The sequence below is a fragment of the Microcoleus harperi Pol14_C6 genome (assembly GCF_036701295.1).
Taxonomy (GTDB): domain Bacteria; phylum Cyanobacteriota; class Cyanobacteriia; order Cyanobacteriales; family Microcoleaceae; genus Microcoleus.
Genome location: NZ_JAUBQN010000028.1, coordinates 67,914 through 84,990 on the forward strand (window position 1 = coordinate 67,914; position 17,077 = coordinate 84,990).

The following is a 17,077-nucleotide window of genomic DNA, read 5'->3' on the forward strand; positions in this document are numbered from 1 at the left end:
ACAAGAGGCGCACCAACAACGCCATTCTCTCACAAGCGAACAAAGGCTTTGCCAACCTCCCACCTAGATTTTTCGTTTTTAAGAAGCGCTTGCGAGTAACTCTAACCGCATCGTGCACACCCCACACCCAACCCTCCCATTAAATCTCACATCTGGGTGCCAAGCCAACCCTACGGATATCAGATTGTCAGAAAAAGTAGCGCGCGCTGTGATAAACTAGAAAAGTTGTTTAAATTCGCACATCCGGGTTTTCGGGTGTTTCGAGGGCGCAAACCTTCAGAAATACGACCGGGTGGAGGATTAACCCGAATCAGGAGTTAAAAATACAATGCCAGTAGTCAGTTTGGCTCAAATGCTAGAGTCAGGGGTTCACTTCGGACACCAAACCCGTCGGTGGAACCCGAAAATGTCTCCATACATTTTTACAGAGCGCAACGGGGTTCACATCATCGACCTCGTGCAGACCGCTCAGCTTATGGAAGACGCCTACGAGTACATGAGAGTTGCCTCAGAAAAAGGCAAAAAGTTTTTGTTCGTGGGTACGAAGCGCCAAGCAGCAGGGATTGTAGCCCAAGAAGCTCAACGCTGCGGTGCTTATTACGTCAACCAGCGCTGGCTGGGGGGAATGCTCACCAACTGGACGACGATTAAGTCCCGCGTGGAGCGCCTCAAGGATTTGGAGCGCCGCGAGGAAATCGGCGCCCTCGATTTGCTGCCGAAAAAAGAAGCTTCGGTACTGCGCCGAGAAATGGCAAAACTCCAGAAATATCTGGGCGGGATTAAATCTATGCGGAAGATTCCCGACGGAGTGGTGCTGGTAGACCAACGCCGCGAGTATAATGCGGTGTTGGAATGCCAAAAGTTGGGAATTCCGATCGTCTCTCTGTTGGATACCAATTGCGACCCGGATTTGGTTGACATTGCCATTCCGGCGAATGACGATGCTATTCGATCGATCAAGCTGATTGTCGGCAAGTTGGCTGATGCCATCTACGAAGGTCGTCACGGTCAGCAGGGCGGCGACTCTGAGGAAGACTACGACTACGACGGTGGTTACGAAGGCGCTGAATATGATGTCGAAATCGAAGAATTGGATGACCCCGATTATGTAGATCCCGACGACGCTGCTGAGGCCGAAGGCGAAGAAACCGAGAGCTAGTATTGCCCTCGGAATCTGACATCAGGAAATTAAAAATTAAAGATTGAAAATTAAAAATAATAATTATTTTTAGTTGGATATTTTTAATTTTTAATTGTACATAGCACGAGTCTAAGTCATTAGTAGAACTCTGGCAAAAGCATTCATTGTGTCAGGGTCAGAATTAATTCTGGCGCTACACCTACAAAGTCGATACTAAGATCGACTGGGTATTTCTTCACTCTGGTCTAATCATTAACATTAAAATTAGTGACTAATGACTGATGACTAATGACTGATGACTAATGACTAATAAATAATTTTGATTGGGAACTTAAAGAAGATGGCGGACATATCTGCAAAACTTGTTAAAGAACTGCGCGAAAAAACTGGCGCGGGCATGATGGACTGCAAAAAAGCCCTCGTTGAAAACGAAGGCAATATGGAAACATCCATTGAGTGGCTGCGGAAAAAAGGTCTGGCTTCGGCAGGTAAAAAAGGTGGACGAGTCGCCTCAGAAGGACTTGTAGGCAGCTACATTCACACCGGCGGCCGCGTGGGAGTGCTGGTGGAAGTTAACTGCGAAACAGATTTTGTCGCACGTCGCGAAGAATTCCAAAAGTTGGTGCGGGATATTGCGATGCAAATTGCAGCTTGCCCGAATGTGGAATACGTGAAAGTTGAAGATATCCCCGCCGAAGTTGTCGAAAGAGAAAAGGCAATTGAAATGGGCAAAGATGACTTGGGCAACAAGCCGGAAAACATCAAAGAAAAGATTGTTCAAGGGCGGATTGAGAAGCGCATGAAAGAGTTATCTTTGATGGATCAGCCTTTTATTAAAGATCAGAATATCTCGGTGGAAGAGTTGGTGAAACAAACGATCGCCCAAATTGGAGAAAATGTCCAAGTGCGCCGCTTCGTGCGTTTTGTCTTGGGCGAAGGCATTGAAAAGGTAGAAGCTAACTTTGCCGACGAAGTGGCAGCCCAAATGGGTGTTCAATAATCCCAAATTAAGATTAAAAATTAAAAATTAAAAATGTGAAAAATCAATTTTTTGCATTTTTAATTTTTAATTTTTACAGGACTTATAGACCGAATATATTTGTAGGGCGTGCAGTGCATACCTTACTACAGATAGGGTAAGGATTTAAAACTTGGGTAAGTCCTATTTTAATTTTATACGAGAGATATGGTGCGACCAAAAGAGCGAATAGAGCAAGATTTGGCAGGACTCGAAGAGTCTTTAACAGCCTTGAAGTTGGAGTTTAGCAGTACCTACGAAGGTTATTTAACTGCGTTGGGACAAGCGGTGCGGCAGCAGTTAATTTTGGCTTGCTATCACCTTTGCACTCAAGCAGTACCGGAGTCGTTTCTTAAGTTGTCCTTCGAGGGGAGGCAAAAAATGCAGCAGTCTGTAAGGGCTTTGGCCGCAGCGTCGGAGGAAAAATTGCGATCGCTGGTGACTGAATCAGAAGCAGAGGAAGAGGAAGACGAAGAGGAAGAGGAAAACGAAGAGGAAGACGACTTCGACAAAGACGAAGAGGAAGAAGAGGAAGAAGAGGAAGACGACAAGGAAGAAGGCCAAAAGGAAAAAAACCAAGTTTCCGCAATTAACTATCTATTTTCATTGGCAAATTATCAATTGCCAAACGCCAATTCCCCTGAAAGTTTGGCACGCTGGCAAAATAGTATTGAAAAGTCGATCGTCAATATACTCAAGCTGCTTTCTCGCGACACCAACCGCTTGCTGCAACAATCGGCAATCTTGCCGAGTCAATTGCCAGAACCGGTTCTAGAAGCTGCTTCTCAAGCTGAATCCTCCGGCGACAGCGTTGCCGGGCCGCCTAACTTATTAAACTTAATCATTGAAACCGATGCCTCATCAGCATCACGAAAATTGGCAGAAACCTTTGGTAGTAGGGCGCTGCACATTACAGCGATTAAACTGCGGCTATCGGAAATAGAGTTTGCCGATGCGGGAACCTCGGCTTGGCGCCAGCAAATTCGTAACCTGTCTGTAAAGTTGAACTCGCTGGGCCGCGATTACCAGAAAAAGCAGCGGGAACTGGCCGTGGTGGAGGCTGAATCGGCTTGGCGATCGAGTTGGTTTGAAGATTAGTCAGTTGTCAATTGACACTTGTCAGTTGACACTTATCAGTTGTCAGGTGTCTGGAATTCTTGAGCTATGATTAATAACTAATGACTAATGACTAATGACTAATTATTAATAACTGATGACTAATAACTAATGACTGATGACTAATAACCAACCCGAATGGCAGCGATTGCAAAAAGCTCTTTCAGTAGAAGCCGATCGCGGATTTAACGACATCCAAGGCAGTCAATACCGCTTCAGCGAGTTTCTGGGCCTGAGTTTGAGACAGTTGGCAGGGTCTGTGGTGGCTTCGGCGCGCGATCGAGCCAGACAACTAGCCGCTGAATTTGACATCTACCCTCAGAAAGATCTCGAACAGCGCCAACATTCGATCGCCATTACGGTCAGTTTTTTGAGGCAAATGGAGCAAGTTTGGGAACAAGAAACTCGCCACCAGCAAGAACAAGCAAGACAAGTCAGACCCGCAAACGCTAACGCTTCTGAACCTACCGCCCCAGCAGTTTCCGTTCCCCGAACTGCACCCCTGAGTACAGCACCCCCACCGCCCAGCCTGACTCTCGACCAACAGTTAACCCGCGTCACCGGCATCGGTCCCGCCAACGGCAACCGCTTGGCAAAACTGGGTTTATACACTGTATATGACTTGCTTTACTACTATCCCCGCAACCACATCGACTATGCAAAGCAAGTACAAATTCGCGAGCTAATAGCCGGGGAAACTGTCACTTTAATCGCCGAAGTAAAGCGCTGCAATTGCTTTTCTAGTCCGAAAAATAAGAAATTAACCATATTAGAAGTAATTTTAAAAGACCGCACCGGAGAAATAAAAATTAGTCGTTTTTTTGCAGGCCCTCGCTACAGTAATCGCGGTTGGCAAGAATTCAAAAAGCGCGAGTATTGTACTGGTGCAGTGCTAGCAGCTTCCGGGTTGGTGAAGCAGGGCAAATATGGAATTACTTTAGAAAATCCTGAGTTAGAAGTATTAGACGACTCCGGCGGTGCGATCGAATCGATGAAAGTCGGCCGCTTGATACCAGTTTATCCGCTGACGGAGGGGGTGGATGCTGGTTCGGTGAGGCGATCAATTTTGGCTGCAATGCCGGCGGCGAAAATGTTGCCAGAATCCCTACCGGAAGATTTGCGCGAGCGTTACGGTTTAATGGGTTTAGCCGATGCCGTGACTAATATTCACTTTCCGCTCGATCGAGATTGTTTGGCCGCCGCCCGCCGCCGCTTAGTTTTTGACGAATTTTTCTACCTGCAATTAGGGCTTTTAAAGCGCCGCCAAACTCAAAGAAAAGCTCAAGCTAGTGCAGTCATCCTTCCTACTGGCAAATTGATCGAACATTTTTATGAAATCTTGCCTTTTGCGTTGACTAATGCTCAGGAAAGAGTAATTAACGACATCCTCAACGATTTAGCTTCGTCGCAACCGATGAACAGATTAGTGCAAGGCGATGTCGGTGCTGGCAAAACTGTAGTCGCCGTCGTGGCCATGCTAGCAGCAATTCAATCGGGCTATCAAGCCGCTTTAATGGCCCCGACAGAAGTTTTAGCAGAACAGCACTATCGAAAATTGGTAGGTTGGTTTAACTTGATGCACTTGTCTGTGGAACTGTTAACTGGTTCCACAAAAGTAGCCAAACGTCGCGAAATTCACAACCAATTAGAAACCGGAGAATTACCTGTTTTAGTAGGAACTCACGCGCTGATTCAAGATACAGTTAATTTCCATAAATTGGGGTTGGCGGTAATTGACGAACAGCACAGATTCGGCGTGCAGCAGCGTGCTAAATTGCAGCAAAAAGGCGAAGCTCCCCACGTTTTGACGATGACGGCCACTCCCATTCCCCGGACGCTGGCACTGACACTGCACGGGGATTTAGATGTGAGTCAAATTGATGAACTTCCCCCCGGCAGGCAGGCAATTCAAACAACTGTACTGTCTGCCAAAGAACGAATCCAAGCTTACGATTTGATTCGGCGGGAAGTGGCGAGCGGGCGTCAAGTTTATGTGGTGCTGCCGCTGGTGGAGGAGTCGGAAAAGTTGGACGTGCGATCGGCAATTGAGGAACAAGAGAAACTGCAAAAAAGCGTATTTCCTGAGTTTAAGGTTGGTTTGTTACACGGTAGAATGAGTAGTGCCGACAAAGACGAAGCAATTTCTAAGTTTCGGGACAAACAAACTGATATTTTAGTATCTACTACTGTGGTCGAGGTGGGAGTAGACGTGCCGAATGCCACGGTAATGCTGATTGAAAATTCTGAGCGTTTTGGACTGTCGCAACTGCACCAATTGCGGGGCAGAGTCGGTCGGGGCAGCAACCGTTCTTATTGTTTGTTAATGCCCGGTTCCAAATCTGGGGAAGCTATGCAGAGAATGAAGGTTTTAGAACAATCTCAAGATGGCTTTTTTATTGCGGAAATGGACATGAGATTGCGCGGGCCCGGTCAGGTTTTGGGAACTCGGCAGTCAGGTTTGCCGGATTTTGCTTTGGCAAGTTTGGTGGAGGATCAGGAAGTTTTGGAGTTGGCCAGGGCCGCGGCTCAAATGGTAATTGAGAATGATGAAAGTTTGAATCAGTGGCCGGTAGTGCGGGATGAGTTGGAACGGAGATATCAGCGGATGATGAGCGGCTCGATTTTGACTTAGATAGTTTTGAACGCAGCAACGGGATTTTTAATAATATTTTGTAGTCGCGGGTTAAGCAAATATATATCAAAGCCGCCAGTTTATTGCTGCACTCACCCACCATCCTCCCCATAGGGCGGTTTATTTGCACCTACTTCTTTAATGTCATTAACGTCAGAAACTGGTTTTCTTCCCATAAACTCACGTAAAATCCTAGGTTTTTTGTCAGGAAACGCGGTTTATACTTTTTTGCTGAGACTGCTGCAAAATATCAGGTTGATCGAAACGTCAAAAACACGAATTTGTTAGAAACGAGTGCCTCAACCCAAACTACTTTAAGAGAGGATTTTGGCCTTAATCTACGCTATTTTGATAAGGAGCCAGGCTTGGGGTACTTATTCGAGCAAGAATCCTTCGCAGGAATGACGAAGAAGTGTCAAAATTAAGATAGTTCTGCCAGAAACAGGGGAAAGGAAATCTAGCCTGTACTGGCGCCTAAGGCAACATTGATTCCTCGCTGGTTACGCTTGCAGGTGGTCGCCGACGGTTCGTCGCATTTAATCTCAACAGTAATTATGAAAGATCTCACTCGTTATCGAAATATCGGCATCTTCGCCCACGTAGATGCTGGCAAGACCACCACAACAGAAAGAATCCTGAAACTGACAGGTAAAATCCACAAAATTGGTGAAGTTCACGAAGGCGCGGCGACTACTGACTTCATGGAACAGGAGCAAGAGCGCGGTATTACGATTCAATCCGCTGCTACCACCTGCTTCTGGAACGACCATCAGCTCAACATCATTGATACTCCGGGACACGTCGATTTTACGATCGAAGTTTACCGTTCTTTGAAGGTTCTTGATGGTGGCATCGGTGTGTTCTGCGGTTCGGGTGGAGTTGAACCGCAATCGGAAACCAACTGGCGCTACGCTAACGATTCCAAAGTCGCTCGCGTCATCTATATCAACAAGCTCGATCGCACCGGTGCAGATTTTTACCGCGTTGTCCAGCAAGTCGATAAAATCCTTGGCGCTAAACCGATGGTAATGGTATTGCCGATCGGCATAGAAGAAAAGTTTTGCGGCGTAGTCGATTTGCTGACTCGCAAAGCCTGGATCTGGGATGACTCCGGCGATCCCATGAACTATACAATTAAAGATGTGCCCGCCGATATGGTCGATGATGTCGAAACTTGGCGCGAAAAGTTGATCGAACTGGCCGTCGAGCAAGACGACACTGTGATGGAACAGTATCTCGAAGGCAACGAGCCGAGCCTCGACGACCTCAAGCGGTGCATTCGCAAAGGTACTCGCGATCGGGCATTTTTCCCCACCTACTGCGGCTCATCCTTTAAAAACAAAGGCGTGCAGTTGGTTCTGGATGCCGTAGTTGACTACCTGCCGAACCCGATGGAAGTCACACCGCAGCCAGAAGTCGATCTCGATGGCGAGGAAACCGGCGAGTTTGCGATAGTCGATCCCAACAGGCCATTGCGGGCACTCGCGTTTAAGATCATGGACGATCGCTACGGTGCTTTAACCTTCACGCGCCTGTACTCGGGTAAGTTGTCCAAGGGCGACACCGTACTCAACACCGCCACAGGCAAAACCGAGCGCATCAGCCGTTTGGTGGAAATGCACGCCAACTCTCGCGAAGAAATTGAATCCGCGCAAGCAGGGGACATTGTGGCGATCGTCGGTATGAAAAACGTCCGCACCGGACACACCATCTGCGACCCCAAAAATCCCGCCACCCTAGAGCCGATGGTATTCCCAGATCCCGTTATTTCGATTTCGGTCAAACCGAAACAAAAAGGCGGCGAAGAAAAAATGGGAGCAGCTCTCACCAAGATGGTGCAAGAAGACCCATCCTTCCACATGGTGACGGATCAAGAAAGCGGCGAAACGATTCTCAAGGGGATGGGCGAGTTACACCTCGACATCAAAGTAGACATTCTCAAGCGCACCCACGGCATCGAAGTAGAAGTCGGCGAACCACAGGTAGCCTACCGCGAGTCGATTACCAAGCGCCTCGAAGACGAATACACCCACAAAAAGCAATCAGGTGGTTCCGGTCAATTTGCGAAAATTGGCTATGTGATCGAGCCTGGTGAGGTGGGAAGCGGCTTCCAGTTTGAGTCCAAAGTGACTGGTGGTAGCGTGCCGAGAGAATATTGGCCAGCAGTCGAAAAAGGCTTTGAAAGCTGCATCGACAAAGGTGTCTTGGCCGGATTCCCTTGCTTGGACTTGAAATTCACCCTACTAGACGGCGGTTTCCACCCCGTTGACTCGTCAGCAATGGCCTTTGAAATTGCTGCCAAAGCGGCCTATCGGCAGTCTCTGCCTAAAGCGGCGCCTCAGTTGCTCGAACCGATTATGAATGTCGATGTATTCACTCCAGATGATTACATGGGCGACGTGATTGGCGACCTCAACCGCCGCCGGGGGATGATGAAATCTCAAGAGACAAGCCAGACAGGAGCACGGATCAAGGCAGATGTACCGTTGAGCGAAATGTTTGGTTACATTAGCGATTTGCGTACTATGACCTCTGGCCGCGGCCAGTTTTCCATGTCCTTCTCGCACTATGCTCCTTGCCCGAATAACATCGCTGAAGAAGTGATTAAGGCGGCAAAAGAGCGTCAAGCTGCGAAGTAATGTATTGACTGTGACGAATCGCTTCGTCGCAGTCAATCACCAAGGTTAAAAACTAGATTTTTATAGTTTTTAACCTTGGTCAATGGGAATAAGCCGAGGCGGATCTAAATTGTATTTTTCGGGCGGGCGAGACAGCCCAGAAGAGTGCGATCGCACTTGATAGTAAAACTTAGATGCGCTGGAGCTTATTCCACTTTTATTTTCACACTCCTAAAAAATACTTTTTACTGGCCCAAAGAGATGCTGGCTTCAAAAGTCGCTCTAAAAGGGCGATCGCATCAATCAAGATAATATTTGCTAATATACAATCAATAATTTACAACCCAGGCAGGTAGCCATGACAGCCACCCTGATTCCGAGTCAAAGTAGCGGAATTTTGCTGAACAACATTAGCTGGACAACATACGAATCCCTGCTGAATGAGTTAGCCCAACAGAGAGGAATTCGCCTGACTTACGATCGCGGAAATTTAGAAATTATGACTCCATCAGCACCCCATGAAAAGTACAAAAAAATCTTGGGACGTTTTGTAGAAAGCGTGAGTGATGAATTGAATGTTGAAATTTGCAGTTTGGGTTCTCTAACTTGCAGGCGGGAGGATTTGGCTCGCGGTTTGGAACCGGATCAGTGCTACTATATCGAAAATGAGAATGTGATTTGGGAAAAAGAACAAATCGATCTCAATCAAGATCCGCCGCCAGATTTAGTTGTGGAAATTGACGTGACTAGCAGTTCGATCGATCGACTTTCTTTATATGCAAGTTTAGGCGTACCGGAAGTTTGGCGCTACGACGGAAATCGTTTAATAATTTATCAGTTGGAATCACGGGAATATGCCGAAAGAGATGTTTCTCCGACTTTCCCTTTTTTGTCGCAAGTTGAGATGCTGCGCTTTTTGGAATTGAGAAGGACTACAAAAGAAAATGCTTTAATTCGCTTGTTCCGGGAGTGGGTGAGGAGTCAAATTCAGTCAGGAGAGTGAAAAATGGCGATTCCCTACCCTACCCTACGGGGAACGGGAACCCCTGCGGGAAGATAGCTCCGCTTCACGCACTTTGGAGATGATATCATATCGTGTAAAACATGAGTTTGTAGCGAGGACTTCACTCCGAGCGAGTTTTAGGAAGAATTTAGTCCTCACTACGAACTTAATTATAATTATTGACCCGGACAGGATATTATTCGCCAGCCAAATCAGCGCGAAACTTCTCCACAACTCGATTTAACTCCACCGAATGAGAAGCCTTAAATAAAATACGATCGCCCGGTGCGACAAACTCCATTAAATGCCTTCCTAAATCTTCGCGGGAATTCTCCCTCGCAATATCTTCTACCTCCACAAAAGGCAAACCCGCCGCACCTGCAGCCATCGCCGCTGCTTCCTCAAAATCAGCAAAAACAAACAAAGCATCAAGATGCAAATCTCGCGCCGCCCTTCCCACTTGTCGGTGAAATTCGATCGCCCTGTCGCCCAATTCCTTCATCGTTCCTAACACCGCAATCCGGCGCTTTCCGGGAGTATCTGCTAACAGTCTCAGGGCTGCCAACATCGACTCCAAACCAGCATTGTAAGTCTCATCCAGAATCACAATATCCTGCGGCAAATCGTAGCGGCGCGCCCGTCCATCCGGTAACTGCACAGACAAACCTTGCTTTAAAACTTCCCAATCAATACCTAAAACTTTTCCTACCGCCAAAGCCGCCAAATAATTTACAGCATTGTGCCGTCCCGGCAGCGGTAGTGGCAATTCCACACCTTCTACTAACATTGTATCAGAATTGAGCAATTCTCCGCACAAGTCCCCGCCTTCTAAACCGTAAGTTAAAGTTTTTCCCTGCCAAACTTTTGACGCAGTTGCGATTAATCTGTCACCATCGTGATTGAGAATAGCACTGCTATCAGCAGGCATTTCGGCTAACAGTTCGCACTTAGCTTGGGCGATCGCCTCTTCCGATCCCAAGCGTCCGATATGTGCCGTTCCTACATTAGTAATTACCGCCACAGTAGGACGCGCAATTTGCGACAGCAGCGCAATTTCGCCCCTCCCACGCATTCCCATTTCAATTACAGCATAATTGTGTGCCGATGAAAGCTCCAACAGAGTTTTTGGTACGCCAATTTCATTGTTGTAGTTATATTGAGTTTTAAGAACATTTCCCTTCGTTGACAAAACTGCCGCAATTAACTCTTTAACAGTAGTTTTACCGACAGAACCAGTAACAGCAACTATAGGTATACTGAATTGGTCGCGCCACCAACGGGCGATCGACTGATAAGCTTTTAAAGTATCCTCAACGCGCAACAGCGGAAAATTAGGCAATTCCTCTTGCCAATCTCGCTCGACAATTGCTGCTATCGCCCCCAAATCCTGAGCTTTTGCCACAAATTGATGGCCATCAAAAGTGTCTCCCCGTAGTGCCAAAAATACTTCACCCCCCTCAAGAGTGCGCGTATCGGTGGCAATACCTGTCCCTAAATTTGTCAAAACGCCCTCAGACACAGCAGGCAAAGGTACAGCTAAAATTTCAGCAAGTTGGGCGATACTTACGCGACAAACCATAACCAGCACTCACATTTCAAATAATTATTTTCACAGCTAATTCTACCTCGCCCAACCTCAAATTTAACTAACAGCGGGCTGCGGATCAGGATTGACCTTGAACATCCTAATACGAAATCGTCCGCCCACCAAGAAATTATCCCGTACCTACCCACAACCTTTACCAATACTTTACAAAGTAGATGGTGATTTAAGGCCTTGCTAATTACCAACAATTCATGTCATGCTGGTGTTGATAAATAGTTTAACTAAGCAAAAAATATCGATCGGCTTAAGCTGCTGACAGCTTCTACCCATAAGCCTCATCCGGCGAGAAGCTCGGTTGACTCAATTGTTGCGATTCATTGGCCAATTCATCAAGATAATAGCGCTGAAAGCTCCTGCCTCAGCCTCGGAGGGTTAATCCACAGTGAACGACTACAACAGACAAAGCCACGAAGAAGAACAGCTACTTTACAAGCACTGGCTGGAGTTGGTACAACGAGAGCAGCCGGCTGAACTGATCGGCCGCTTTCGCACTTTGTTTATCCAAGGTACCGGATATCCCGATCGCTCGATCGCGGACGCACTTGAAAAAATAGCAGCCTCAAAACACGCCGAACAAGAATTCAAATACATCCTCAACCGCTGCTGCCACATCCTGATCAACCGTTGGCAAACATACCCCAGCAAGCAAGCAGCCATCCCTGAATTGATCGCTGTGTTTGAAGAAGCGCCCAAAATATTATTTGGATACAATCGATCGCGGGGGCGAGGCTCTATCCCCCAATTAGTAAATCAATTTACCGAAAGCGAACAGTACCTCACCCTCCAACGCTTAGCCAAAGTCATAACTCACAGCAATGAAGATAGCAGCAACAGCAAAACGCCTGCTACCCTTGCCCTCGGAACCTTAATTCCCCGTTACCCCTACCTCTACAAACACTGTCTCCTCAGCGACGACAGCACCTACGAACAGCAAAAAATCATTAAAAAAATCCAAGCTCAAAAGCAGCAGCAATTTGAGATAAATCTCTCACAATACGTCGCTCACCAAGTGAGAAAAACCCAAATAGCTCGTCGGGAAACCTCCCTTTCCTTCGGCAGAAATATACAAGTTATAAAAAATCCGACACTGTTGACCGACTCGGAACTATTCTTTGCCCTCAAGCAATTTGTCGGAAAAGTAGAAGGAGCCGATACCTACAGACAGCTAGCGGGCCGTTTCACGGCGAACGCCAGCACACATCAGTCCTACCGCTCCTTTAAAGACGACTTGTACGAATACCTGATTTCTTCTGTCACCGATGAGCGCTACGGCAAACGTCTCTTTAACGAAAAATTGTATAAGCAACTACAAAACACCCTGCCCCACAGCGACGATCAGAAGTTTAACGAATTTTTAATGATCAGAACTTGCAGCCAGTTATTGAACTTTTTAGTAGTGGAGAGTCCTGTGCGGCGCAACCACTTTGTCTTCATCGACCTAATCTCAAACCTCGGACCAACCCAAACCACAGGTTTGCTGCTGAAAATCGTACTAATTTGTGGCAAAGTCAAGCCCTACCTAGAGAAGCGACTGGCAATTTTGTTCGGTCACTACGAATGCAGTACCCGAGAAGGCGTGGTGTGGTTAGTCAAAGCCCTGGAAAACGTAAACCTAGCTTTGACTACCAACTTTGGCAAGGTGGATGTATCTTTCCTGCGGTGAGAGGGTGCGACATAACTTTCTCTGCTTCCACAGCAGGCAAAACATCACACCGATCAACCAGGTTTTTGAATACCCTAAAAGTTTTACATTATAATCAGAACGACTTAATTAACTCCTGAAAACTACTCAAAAGACGTTATTCTATGTTAAAGTACCTAGTGTGAATCAGATTCAGTTGCAGGCTTTGTTCATTGCTACAGAATTGTCTAAAAACTTGCCCTTCTGTATCGGCAGGGGACTCTCCGAAACTGAAATCTTCGCACTGTCTAAATTTTGGAGTTATTCCTCATGTCGATATACGTCGGTAACTTATCCTACCAAGTTACCCAAGAAGACATCACCACCGTCTTCGCCGAATACGGAACCGTTAAGCGAGTACATCTACCTACCGACAGAGAAACCAGTCGCCCCCGCGGCTTTGGTTTTGTAGAAATGTCAACAGATGCAGAAGAAGATGCAGCCATTAGTGCTCTCGACGGAGCAGAGTGGATGGGTCGCGATCTCAAAGTTAACAAAGCTAAGCCCCGCGAAGATGAAGGTGGCCGGGGCGGCGGCAACCGGGGCGGCGGCCCTGGCAAATTTGGTCGCGCAGGAGGGGGAGGCGGAGGAGGACGTTATTAATTTCCTCGGATAAAGATTTGAGATTGGAGAGTTGAAATTGGCGCGAGAGCTCACCTAGCTCCGAACCACTTCCGGCCGTTCCGAAAAACCTATGCTCTTCAAGTTTCCATATCTACCGCATTAAATATACCAAAAAGCCAAGGGCCTAACCCTTGGCTTTTTGGTATGAGGGTTGACGGTATGAGTCTGAAATCGGCTGGGCGAATCCGTTGCAGTACCGTCAGGTTCTAATCGTCAGGTTCGATGCTGCTGCTCAATCCGTGATTATTGAGCGTTTCAGCGTAAAACTCAGCGTGTTCGAGAGCGCAAACAATCACCAATCCCATCCCGTTAGTATGGGCTTCCATCATCACATTTACCGCCTGTGGCTGAGTCAGACTCGGTACCGTCGCCATCAAAGTCTGCACCACGTACTCCATAGGATTGAAATCATCATTGTGCAGCAGAACGCGGTAGCGCGGTGCAAGCTTACGGACTGTGGAAGGCTTTTGAATAATTTCGACAGACACTAATCTATACCTCCTGACTTGTAAAATGTTAAAATTTGTTAACAGTCTTGAGCCGGATTCCTCCGCTGTGCAAGAGTATGTCACTTTCAGCTATTTTATTGAAATCTGAAAATTCAGACAAGGCAGCCCCTTGGTCGATCGCTAGCTGTGAACCCAACACCAAACCCACAGGGGGTGTCCTGGGCCTGTAGCAACCACCTTCCTAGCGCCATAATATTAGAAAGGCGAGATCGGTTAAAAATAACAAACTACTACCTGTTGAGTCTCCAGAACTGAGGGAACCTTATATGAAACGCAAACCTAAATCCTACAACGACAGATTCAGCGGCGACCCATCCCGAGGAGATGAAGACTCCGACTACCCCGGCTCCATGGGCGGACAGTCGCGGCGTCAACCTCAGTCCGGCAAACCCTCTTTCCTCAATTCCGCCACCCTAGGAATCTTAACAGCCGTCTTTATTCTGGGAATTGGGATTGGCATTGCCTTTAGCTCCACAGCTACAATTAGCCCAGAGAACGTAGCCTCCCGTGAATTTATAGATCGCAGTGCCCCAAACCCAGAACTTTGCGTGCAGTTTGGAGCAAGCGCGATGGTGACAGATATGCGCCTCTACGTCACCCTCAACCCTTTCAATGTCTACATCTCGCAGCCGAGTATGCGCCCCGGATGCGTCCTGCGAACCAATAACTGGGCAATTCTGGAACAAAGAAAACTCATCAGCCAAGACCAAGTGCGCGATTGCAAAAATCGCATGAACACTTTTGGGTTCACCGGCCCCCTGGAAGCTCAACCCGAAATTAACTGTATCTACCAAAACGACGGCGCTAAAAACCTGTTCCTCAACCAACCGGGTTCGATAGCTCCAACCACTGAAGGTCAAAATTTCTAAACCGCCGATATAGCGATTTTCAGTTGAGTCAATTACACATAGGGGTAGGACTTAGGCAAAGCCTAAGTCCTTACTTTATTTCATAGAAGGGAAAACTGCTCTAAGTAAATTTTGAACTAAGAGGTTCGAGGGAAGAAGAAAGTCTTCATTCTTCCTTCTTGCTTCAAAAACTGAACTGGGGGAAATCTTCAGTTAACTGAACCTGCAAAATTTGGCCGGGTTGAATCGTAGCAGGTTGAGGAGCCGCGACGTAAGTTGTAGCAACACCACCTGCTGCTCCCGCCAACAAACCGATACCGGAAAAGCCGCTCAGCAAGAACAAAGCTAAGCCACCAATACCAGTATTTCGCAACAAACTGCGATCGGAAGGCTGAGCCCGCCGACCTTCCACGGGTTCCGAGCGAGCCACCAGAGGGATATTGCGGCCGTTGAGAGTAATAGCTTCCACTACAAATCGACTGCCGAGGTTAGTCGTTTCAAATCGGCCGATGACCGGCGTATTAGCAGGTACGATCGTATTGCCTAGACTGTCGAGAATTCCCCCTTGCAGCAGCAGCACTTCCTCTCGGCTGGGCTTCGCACTGGCAAGCCGCAAAGCCCGATCGCCGGGGTAGAGCAAACTGAGTTCCGTTCCCGCCGGCAACAAAACATTCGCCCCAGTCGCAGCCTGCAAAGGAGCATTTGATCGGCCGCGAGGAAGTGGTTCACCAAAAGTAAGCGTGCGCTGTTGGGGTGCAGCAACAGCCGTTATTTGAGGGGCTAGGCGGGGTACAGCAGCAGCTTCTACCCGACGGCGTTCGTCAAGGCGAACATTAACTAAAGGCACTGTTATCGGCCGGATTTGGTCATTTGAAGTAGACCGCTGCGAAAAATTTGAACCGGGATTTGGGGAAGTAGGAGGCTCAGGTCGATCGACCTCTGTGGCATCTGTTGAATTGGAATCTATCGGTTGCTGGTTTTGCGGTACTTGTATTGCAGGCTGGGGTAGAGTTTCGGGAGTTTCCATAATTGGAGTCGGTTCGATCGAAGGGCGTAACACCCAGCGATTTTCTACCCCAATTCTTTGAAATTGAACTTTCCCCGCCCTGAAACCGACTCCGGGAGCCAAATTGACCAGAATTCTCGCCCTTCCCGGTTGAAGTTGACTCACTCCCACAGAACGCACTCTGCCTTGCGGGTATAGCTGAGTTGCATCTACTCCGATCTCAGTATTGGGCAAATCCACAGCAATCTGAGACGGGTTGAGTAGAGAATATGTAGGGGTTGTTCCCTCTGGGAGAGTAATTTCTAACTGATTCGTCGCCGGATCGAATTTCCAACTTGTGACGGTAGAAGCATTTGCTGGTTCTAGTGCTGCCGGCACAGTCGCAACTGCGGCAACGACTGCTAGACTCAGACTCAGTGACTCGATCGCAAACAATCCGGGTGCTAGAGAATTAACAGTCAATTTTTGTAAGTCTTCCCCAAATCGGGTGAGTAATTTTTTGTATGGCATGGCGGCTGGGTGAAATTTTTGATCTGAAATAGATTATGGATGGGAAAATTGTGCCTTCGGATGACGCTGAAAGTTTAGCAGCATTATGGCGATATGAAAAATTTAACTAAATGGAAATTATTGCGATCGCGCTTCGTCCTTAAAAACAAGTGGTGTCAGGTTAGACAAGATGAAATAGAATTGCCAAGCGGACAAATTATAGACGACTTTTTTGTTAATGTCCGACCCAATATCGCCCTAATATTTGCCACGACCGAGCAGCAAGAACTTGTATTAGTGCGCCAATACAGGCACGGAGTAGGCGAAATTTTGCTGGAACTGCCTGCTGGAACTTTCAACCCTGCTGAAGAGAGCGGTAAATCGGCAGCCGCCAGAGAACTTTCCGAAGAAACGGGATATGTTGCTGAAGAAATTTTGGAACTAGCAACCTTATATGATAACCCTGTAAAAGACACCAATTCTATCTACCTATACTTTGCTAAAAATGTCAAGCTTGCCAGCAAAATCCAATTAGATATTACCGAAGATATTGAAGTAGTTTTAGTCCCTATTGCCGAAGTTTTGGTAAAAATAAAAAACCGACAAATTTGTGTTGCAGGAAGCATCGCAGCTATTTTTTTAGGATTAGATTTTTTGAATAAACAGCGGTAAGGTGCTGTGTGAATGCAACCTTACACGCTGTTTATTACGCTTTTATCTTAAGGAGAAAGAGTGAGAAAATCCAGAGAAGTCAGAGAATTATCAGCGCCAAAAACCTGAGCCAAA

13 protein-coding genes are annotated in these 17,077 nt (G+C 47.2%); 10 read left to right on the plus strand and 3 right to left on the minus strand.

Annotated features, from left to right (window positions below; translation table 11 throughout):
- Positions 1 to 328 precede the first annotated feature (328 nt).
- From rpsB to QUA27_RS18830, 6 genes are all read left to right on the plus strand, one after another.
- Complete coding sequence (gene rpsB / locus QUA27_RS18805; protein ID WP_172187021.1) at positions 329 to 1,159, plus strand: 30S ribosomal protein S2; 831 nt, start codon at positions 329 to 331, stop codon at positions 1,157 to 1,159.
- Positions 1,160 to 1,481: 322 nt separating this feature from the next.
- Positions 1,482 to 2,141 carry a translation elongation factor Ts gene (gene tsf, locus QUA27_RS18810; RefSeq protein ID WP_333061561.1) on the plus strand — a complete coding sequence of 220 codons (660 nt, stop codon included), beginning with the start codon at positions 1,482 to 1,484 and terminating at the stop codon, positions 2,139 to 2,141.
- Positions 2,142 to 2,327: 186 nt separating this feature from the next.
- Positions 2,328 to 3,257 carry a hypothetical protein gene (locus QUA27_RS18815; RefSeq protein WP_333069676.1) on the plus strand — a complete coding sequence of 310 codons (930 nt, stop codon included), beginning with the start codon at positions 2,328 to 2,330 and terminating at the stop codon, positions 3,255 to 3,257.
- Between the two features lie 136 nt (positions 3,258 to 3,393).
- Positions 3,394 to 5,907 (plus strand): ATP-dependent DNA helicase RecG, encoded by a 2,514-nt coding sequence (recG, locus tag QUA27_RS18820; RefSeq protein ID WP_333069677.1) that lies wholly within the window; start codon positions 3,394 to 3,396, stop codon positions 5,905 to 5,907.
- 554 nt (positions 5,908 to 6,461) lie between these two features.
- On the plus strand, positions 6,462 to 8,546 hold the full coding sequence (fusA, locus tag QUA27_RS18825; RefSeq protein WP_333035201.1) for an elongation factor G: 2,085 nt from the start codon (positions 6,462 to 6,464) through the stop codon (positions 8,544 to 8,546).
- 337 nt (positions 8,547 to 8,883) lie between these two features.
- A complete protein-coding gene (locus QUA27_RS18830) occupies positions 8,884 to 9,528 on the plus strand; it encodes a Uma2 family endonuclease (protein WP_333069678.1) in 645 nt (214 codons plus the stop codon).
- A gap of 196 nt (positions 9,529 to 9,724) precedes the next feature.
- Here the strand turns inward: QUA27_RS18830 and QUA27_RS18835 are convergent, their stop codons facing one another.
- Positions 9,725 to 11,107: a UDP-N-acetylmuramoyl-tripeptide--D-alanyl-D-alanine ligase gene (locus QUA27_RS18835; RefSeq protein WP_333069680.1), complete on the minus strand. Its 1,383-nt coding sequence runs from the start codon at positions 11,105 to 11,107 to the stop codon at positions 9,725 to 9,727.
- 409 nt (positions 11,108 to 11,516) lie between these two features.
- Between QUA27_RS18835 and QUA27_RS18840 the strand changes: the two genes are divergently transcribed.
- Positions 11,517 to 12,797 (plus strand): Sll1247 family protein, encoded by a 1,281-nt coding sequence (locus QUA27_RS18840; RefSeq protein ID WP_333069681.1) that lies wholly within the window; start codon positions 11,517 to 11,519, stop codon positions 12,795 to 12,797.
- 288 nt (positions 12,798 to 13,085) lie between these two features.
- Positions 13,086 to 13,418: an RNA-binding regulator gene (gene rbp, locus QUA27_RS18845; RefSeq protein ID WP_333035208.1), complete on the plus strand. Its 333-nt coding sequence runs from the start codon at positions 13,086 to 13,088 to the stop codon at positions 13,416 to 13,418.
- Positions 13,419 to 13,645: 227 nt separating this feature from the next.
- Here rbp and clpS read toward each other — a convergent pair whose 3' ends face one another.
- The gene (gene clpS, locus QUA27_RS18850) at positions 13,646 to 13,927 is read right to left on the minus strand and encodes an ATP-dependent Clp protease adapter ClpS (RefSeq protein WP_015178019.1); all 282 of its coding nucleotides are present in this window, start codon (positions 13,925 to 13,927) and stop codon (positions 13,646 to 13,648) included.
- Between the two features lie 287 nt (positions 13,928 to 14,214).
- On the opposite strand from clpS, the gene QUA27_RS18855 reads away from it, so the two are divergent.
- Positions 14,215 to 14,817, plus strand: coding sequence for a DUF3172 domain-containing protein (locus QUA27_RS18855; protein ID WP_333035210.1), 603 nt, complete (start codon positions 14,215 to 14,217; stop codon positions 14,815 to 14,817).
- A 163-nt stretch (positions 14,818 to 14,980) separates the two neighbouring features.
- On the opposite strand, the gene QUA27_RS18860 is transcribed toward QUA27_RS18855, so the two are convergent.
- A complete protein-coding gene (locus tag QUA27_RS18860) occupies positions 14,981 to 16,312 on the minus strand; it encodes an AMIN domain-containing protein (protein WP_333069683.1) in 1,332 nt (443 codons plus the stop codon).
- 93 nt (positions 16,313 to 16,405) lie between these two features.
- Here QUA27_RS18860 and QUA27_RS18865 point away from each other — a divergent pair, with 93 nt between their 5' ends.
- Positions 16,406 to 16,963 (plus strand): NUDIX hydrolase, encoded by a 558-nt coding sequence (locus QUA27_RS18865; RefSeq protein ID WP_333069684.1) that lies wholly within the window; start codon positions 16,406 to 16,408, stop codon positions 16,961 to 16,963.
- The last annotated feature ends 114 nt before the right edge of the window (positions 16,964 to 17,077 follow it).

Excerpts from the sequence above, each read along its gene's own strand:
- rpsB (WP_172187021.1), top strand. The coding sequence starts at position 329 with ATGCCAGTAGTCAGTTTGGCTCAAATGCTAGAGTCAGGGGTTCACTTC.
- tsf (WP_333061561.1), top strand. The coding sequence starts at position 1,482 with ATGGCGGACATATCTGCAAAACTTGTTAAAGAACTGCGCGAAAAAACT.
- QUA27_RS18815 (WP_333069676.1), top strand. The coding sequence starts at position 2,328 with ATGGTGCGACCAAAAGAGCGAATAGAGCAAGATTTGGCAGGACTCGAA.
- recG (WP_333069677.1), top strand. The coding sequence starts at position 3,394 with ATGACTAATAACCAACCCGAATGGCAGCGATTGCAAAAAGCTCTTTCA.
- fusA (WP_333035201.1), top strand. The coding sequence starts at position 6,462 with ATGAAAGATCTCACTCGTTATCGAAATATCGGCATCTTCGCCCACGTA.
- QUA27_RS18830 (WP_333069678.1), top strand. The coding sequence starts at position 8,884 with ATGACAGCCACCCTGATTCCGAGTCAAAGTAGCGGAATTTTGCTGAAC.
- QUA27_RS18835 (WP_333069680.1), bottom strand. The coding sequence starts at position 11,107 with ATGGTTTGTCGCGTAAGTATCGCCCAACTTGCTGAAATTTTAGCTGTA.
- rbp (WP_333035208.1), top strand. The coding sequence starts at position 13,086 with ATGTCGATATACGTCGGTAACTTATCCTACCAAGTTACCCAAGAAGAC.
- QUA27_RS18855 (WP_333035210.1), top strand. The coding sequence starts at position 14,215 with ATGAAACGCAAACCTAAATCCTACAACGACAGATTCAGCGGCGACCCA.
- QUA27_RS18860 (WP_333069683.1), bottom strand. The coding sequence starts at position 16,312 with ATGCCATACAAAAAATTACTCACCCGATTTGGGGAAGACTTACAAAAA.
- QUA27_RS18865 (WP_333069684.1), top strand. The coding sequence starts at position 16,406 with ATGAAAAATTTAACTAAATGGAAATTATTGCGATCGCGCTTCGTCCTT.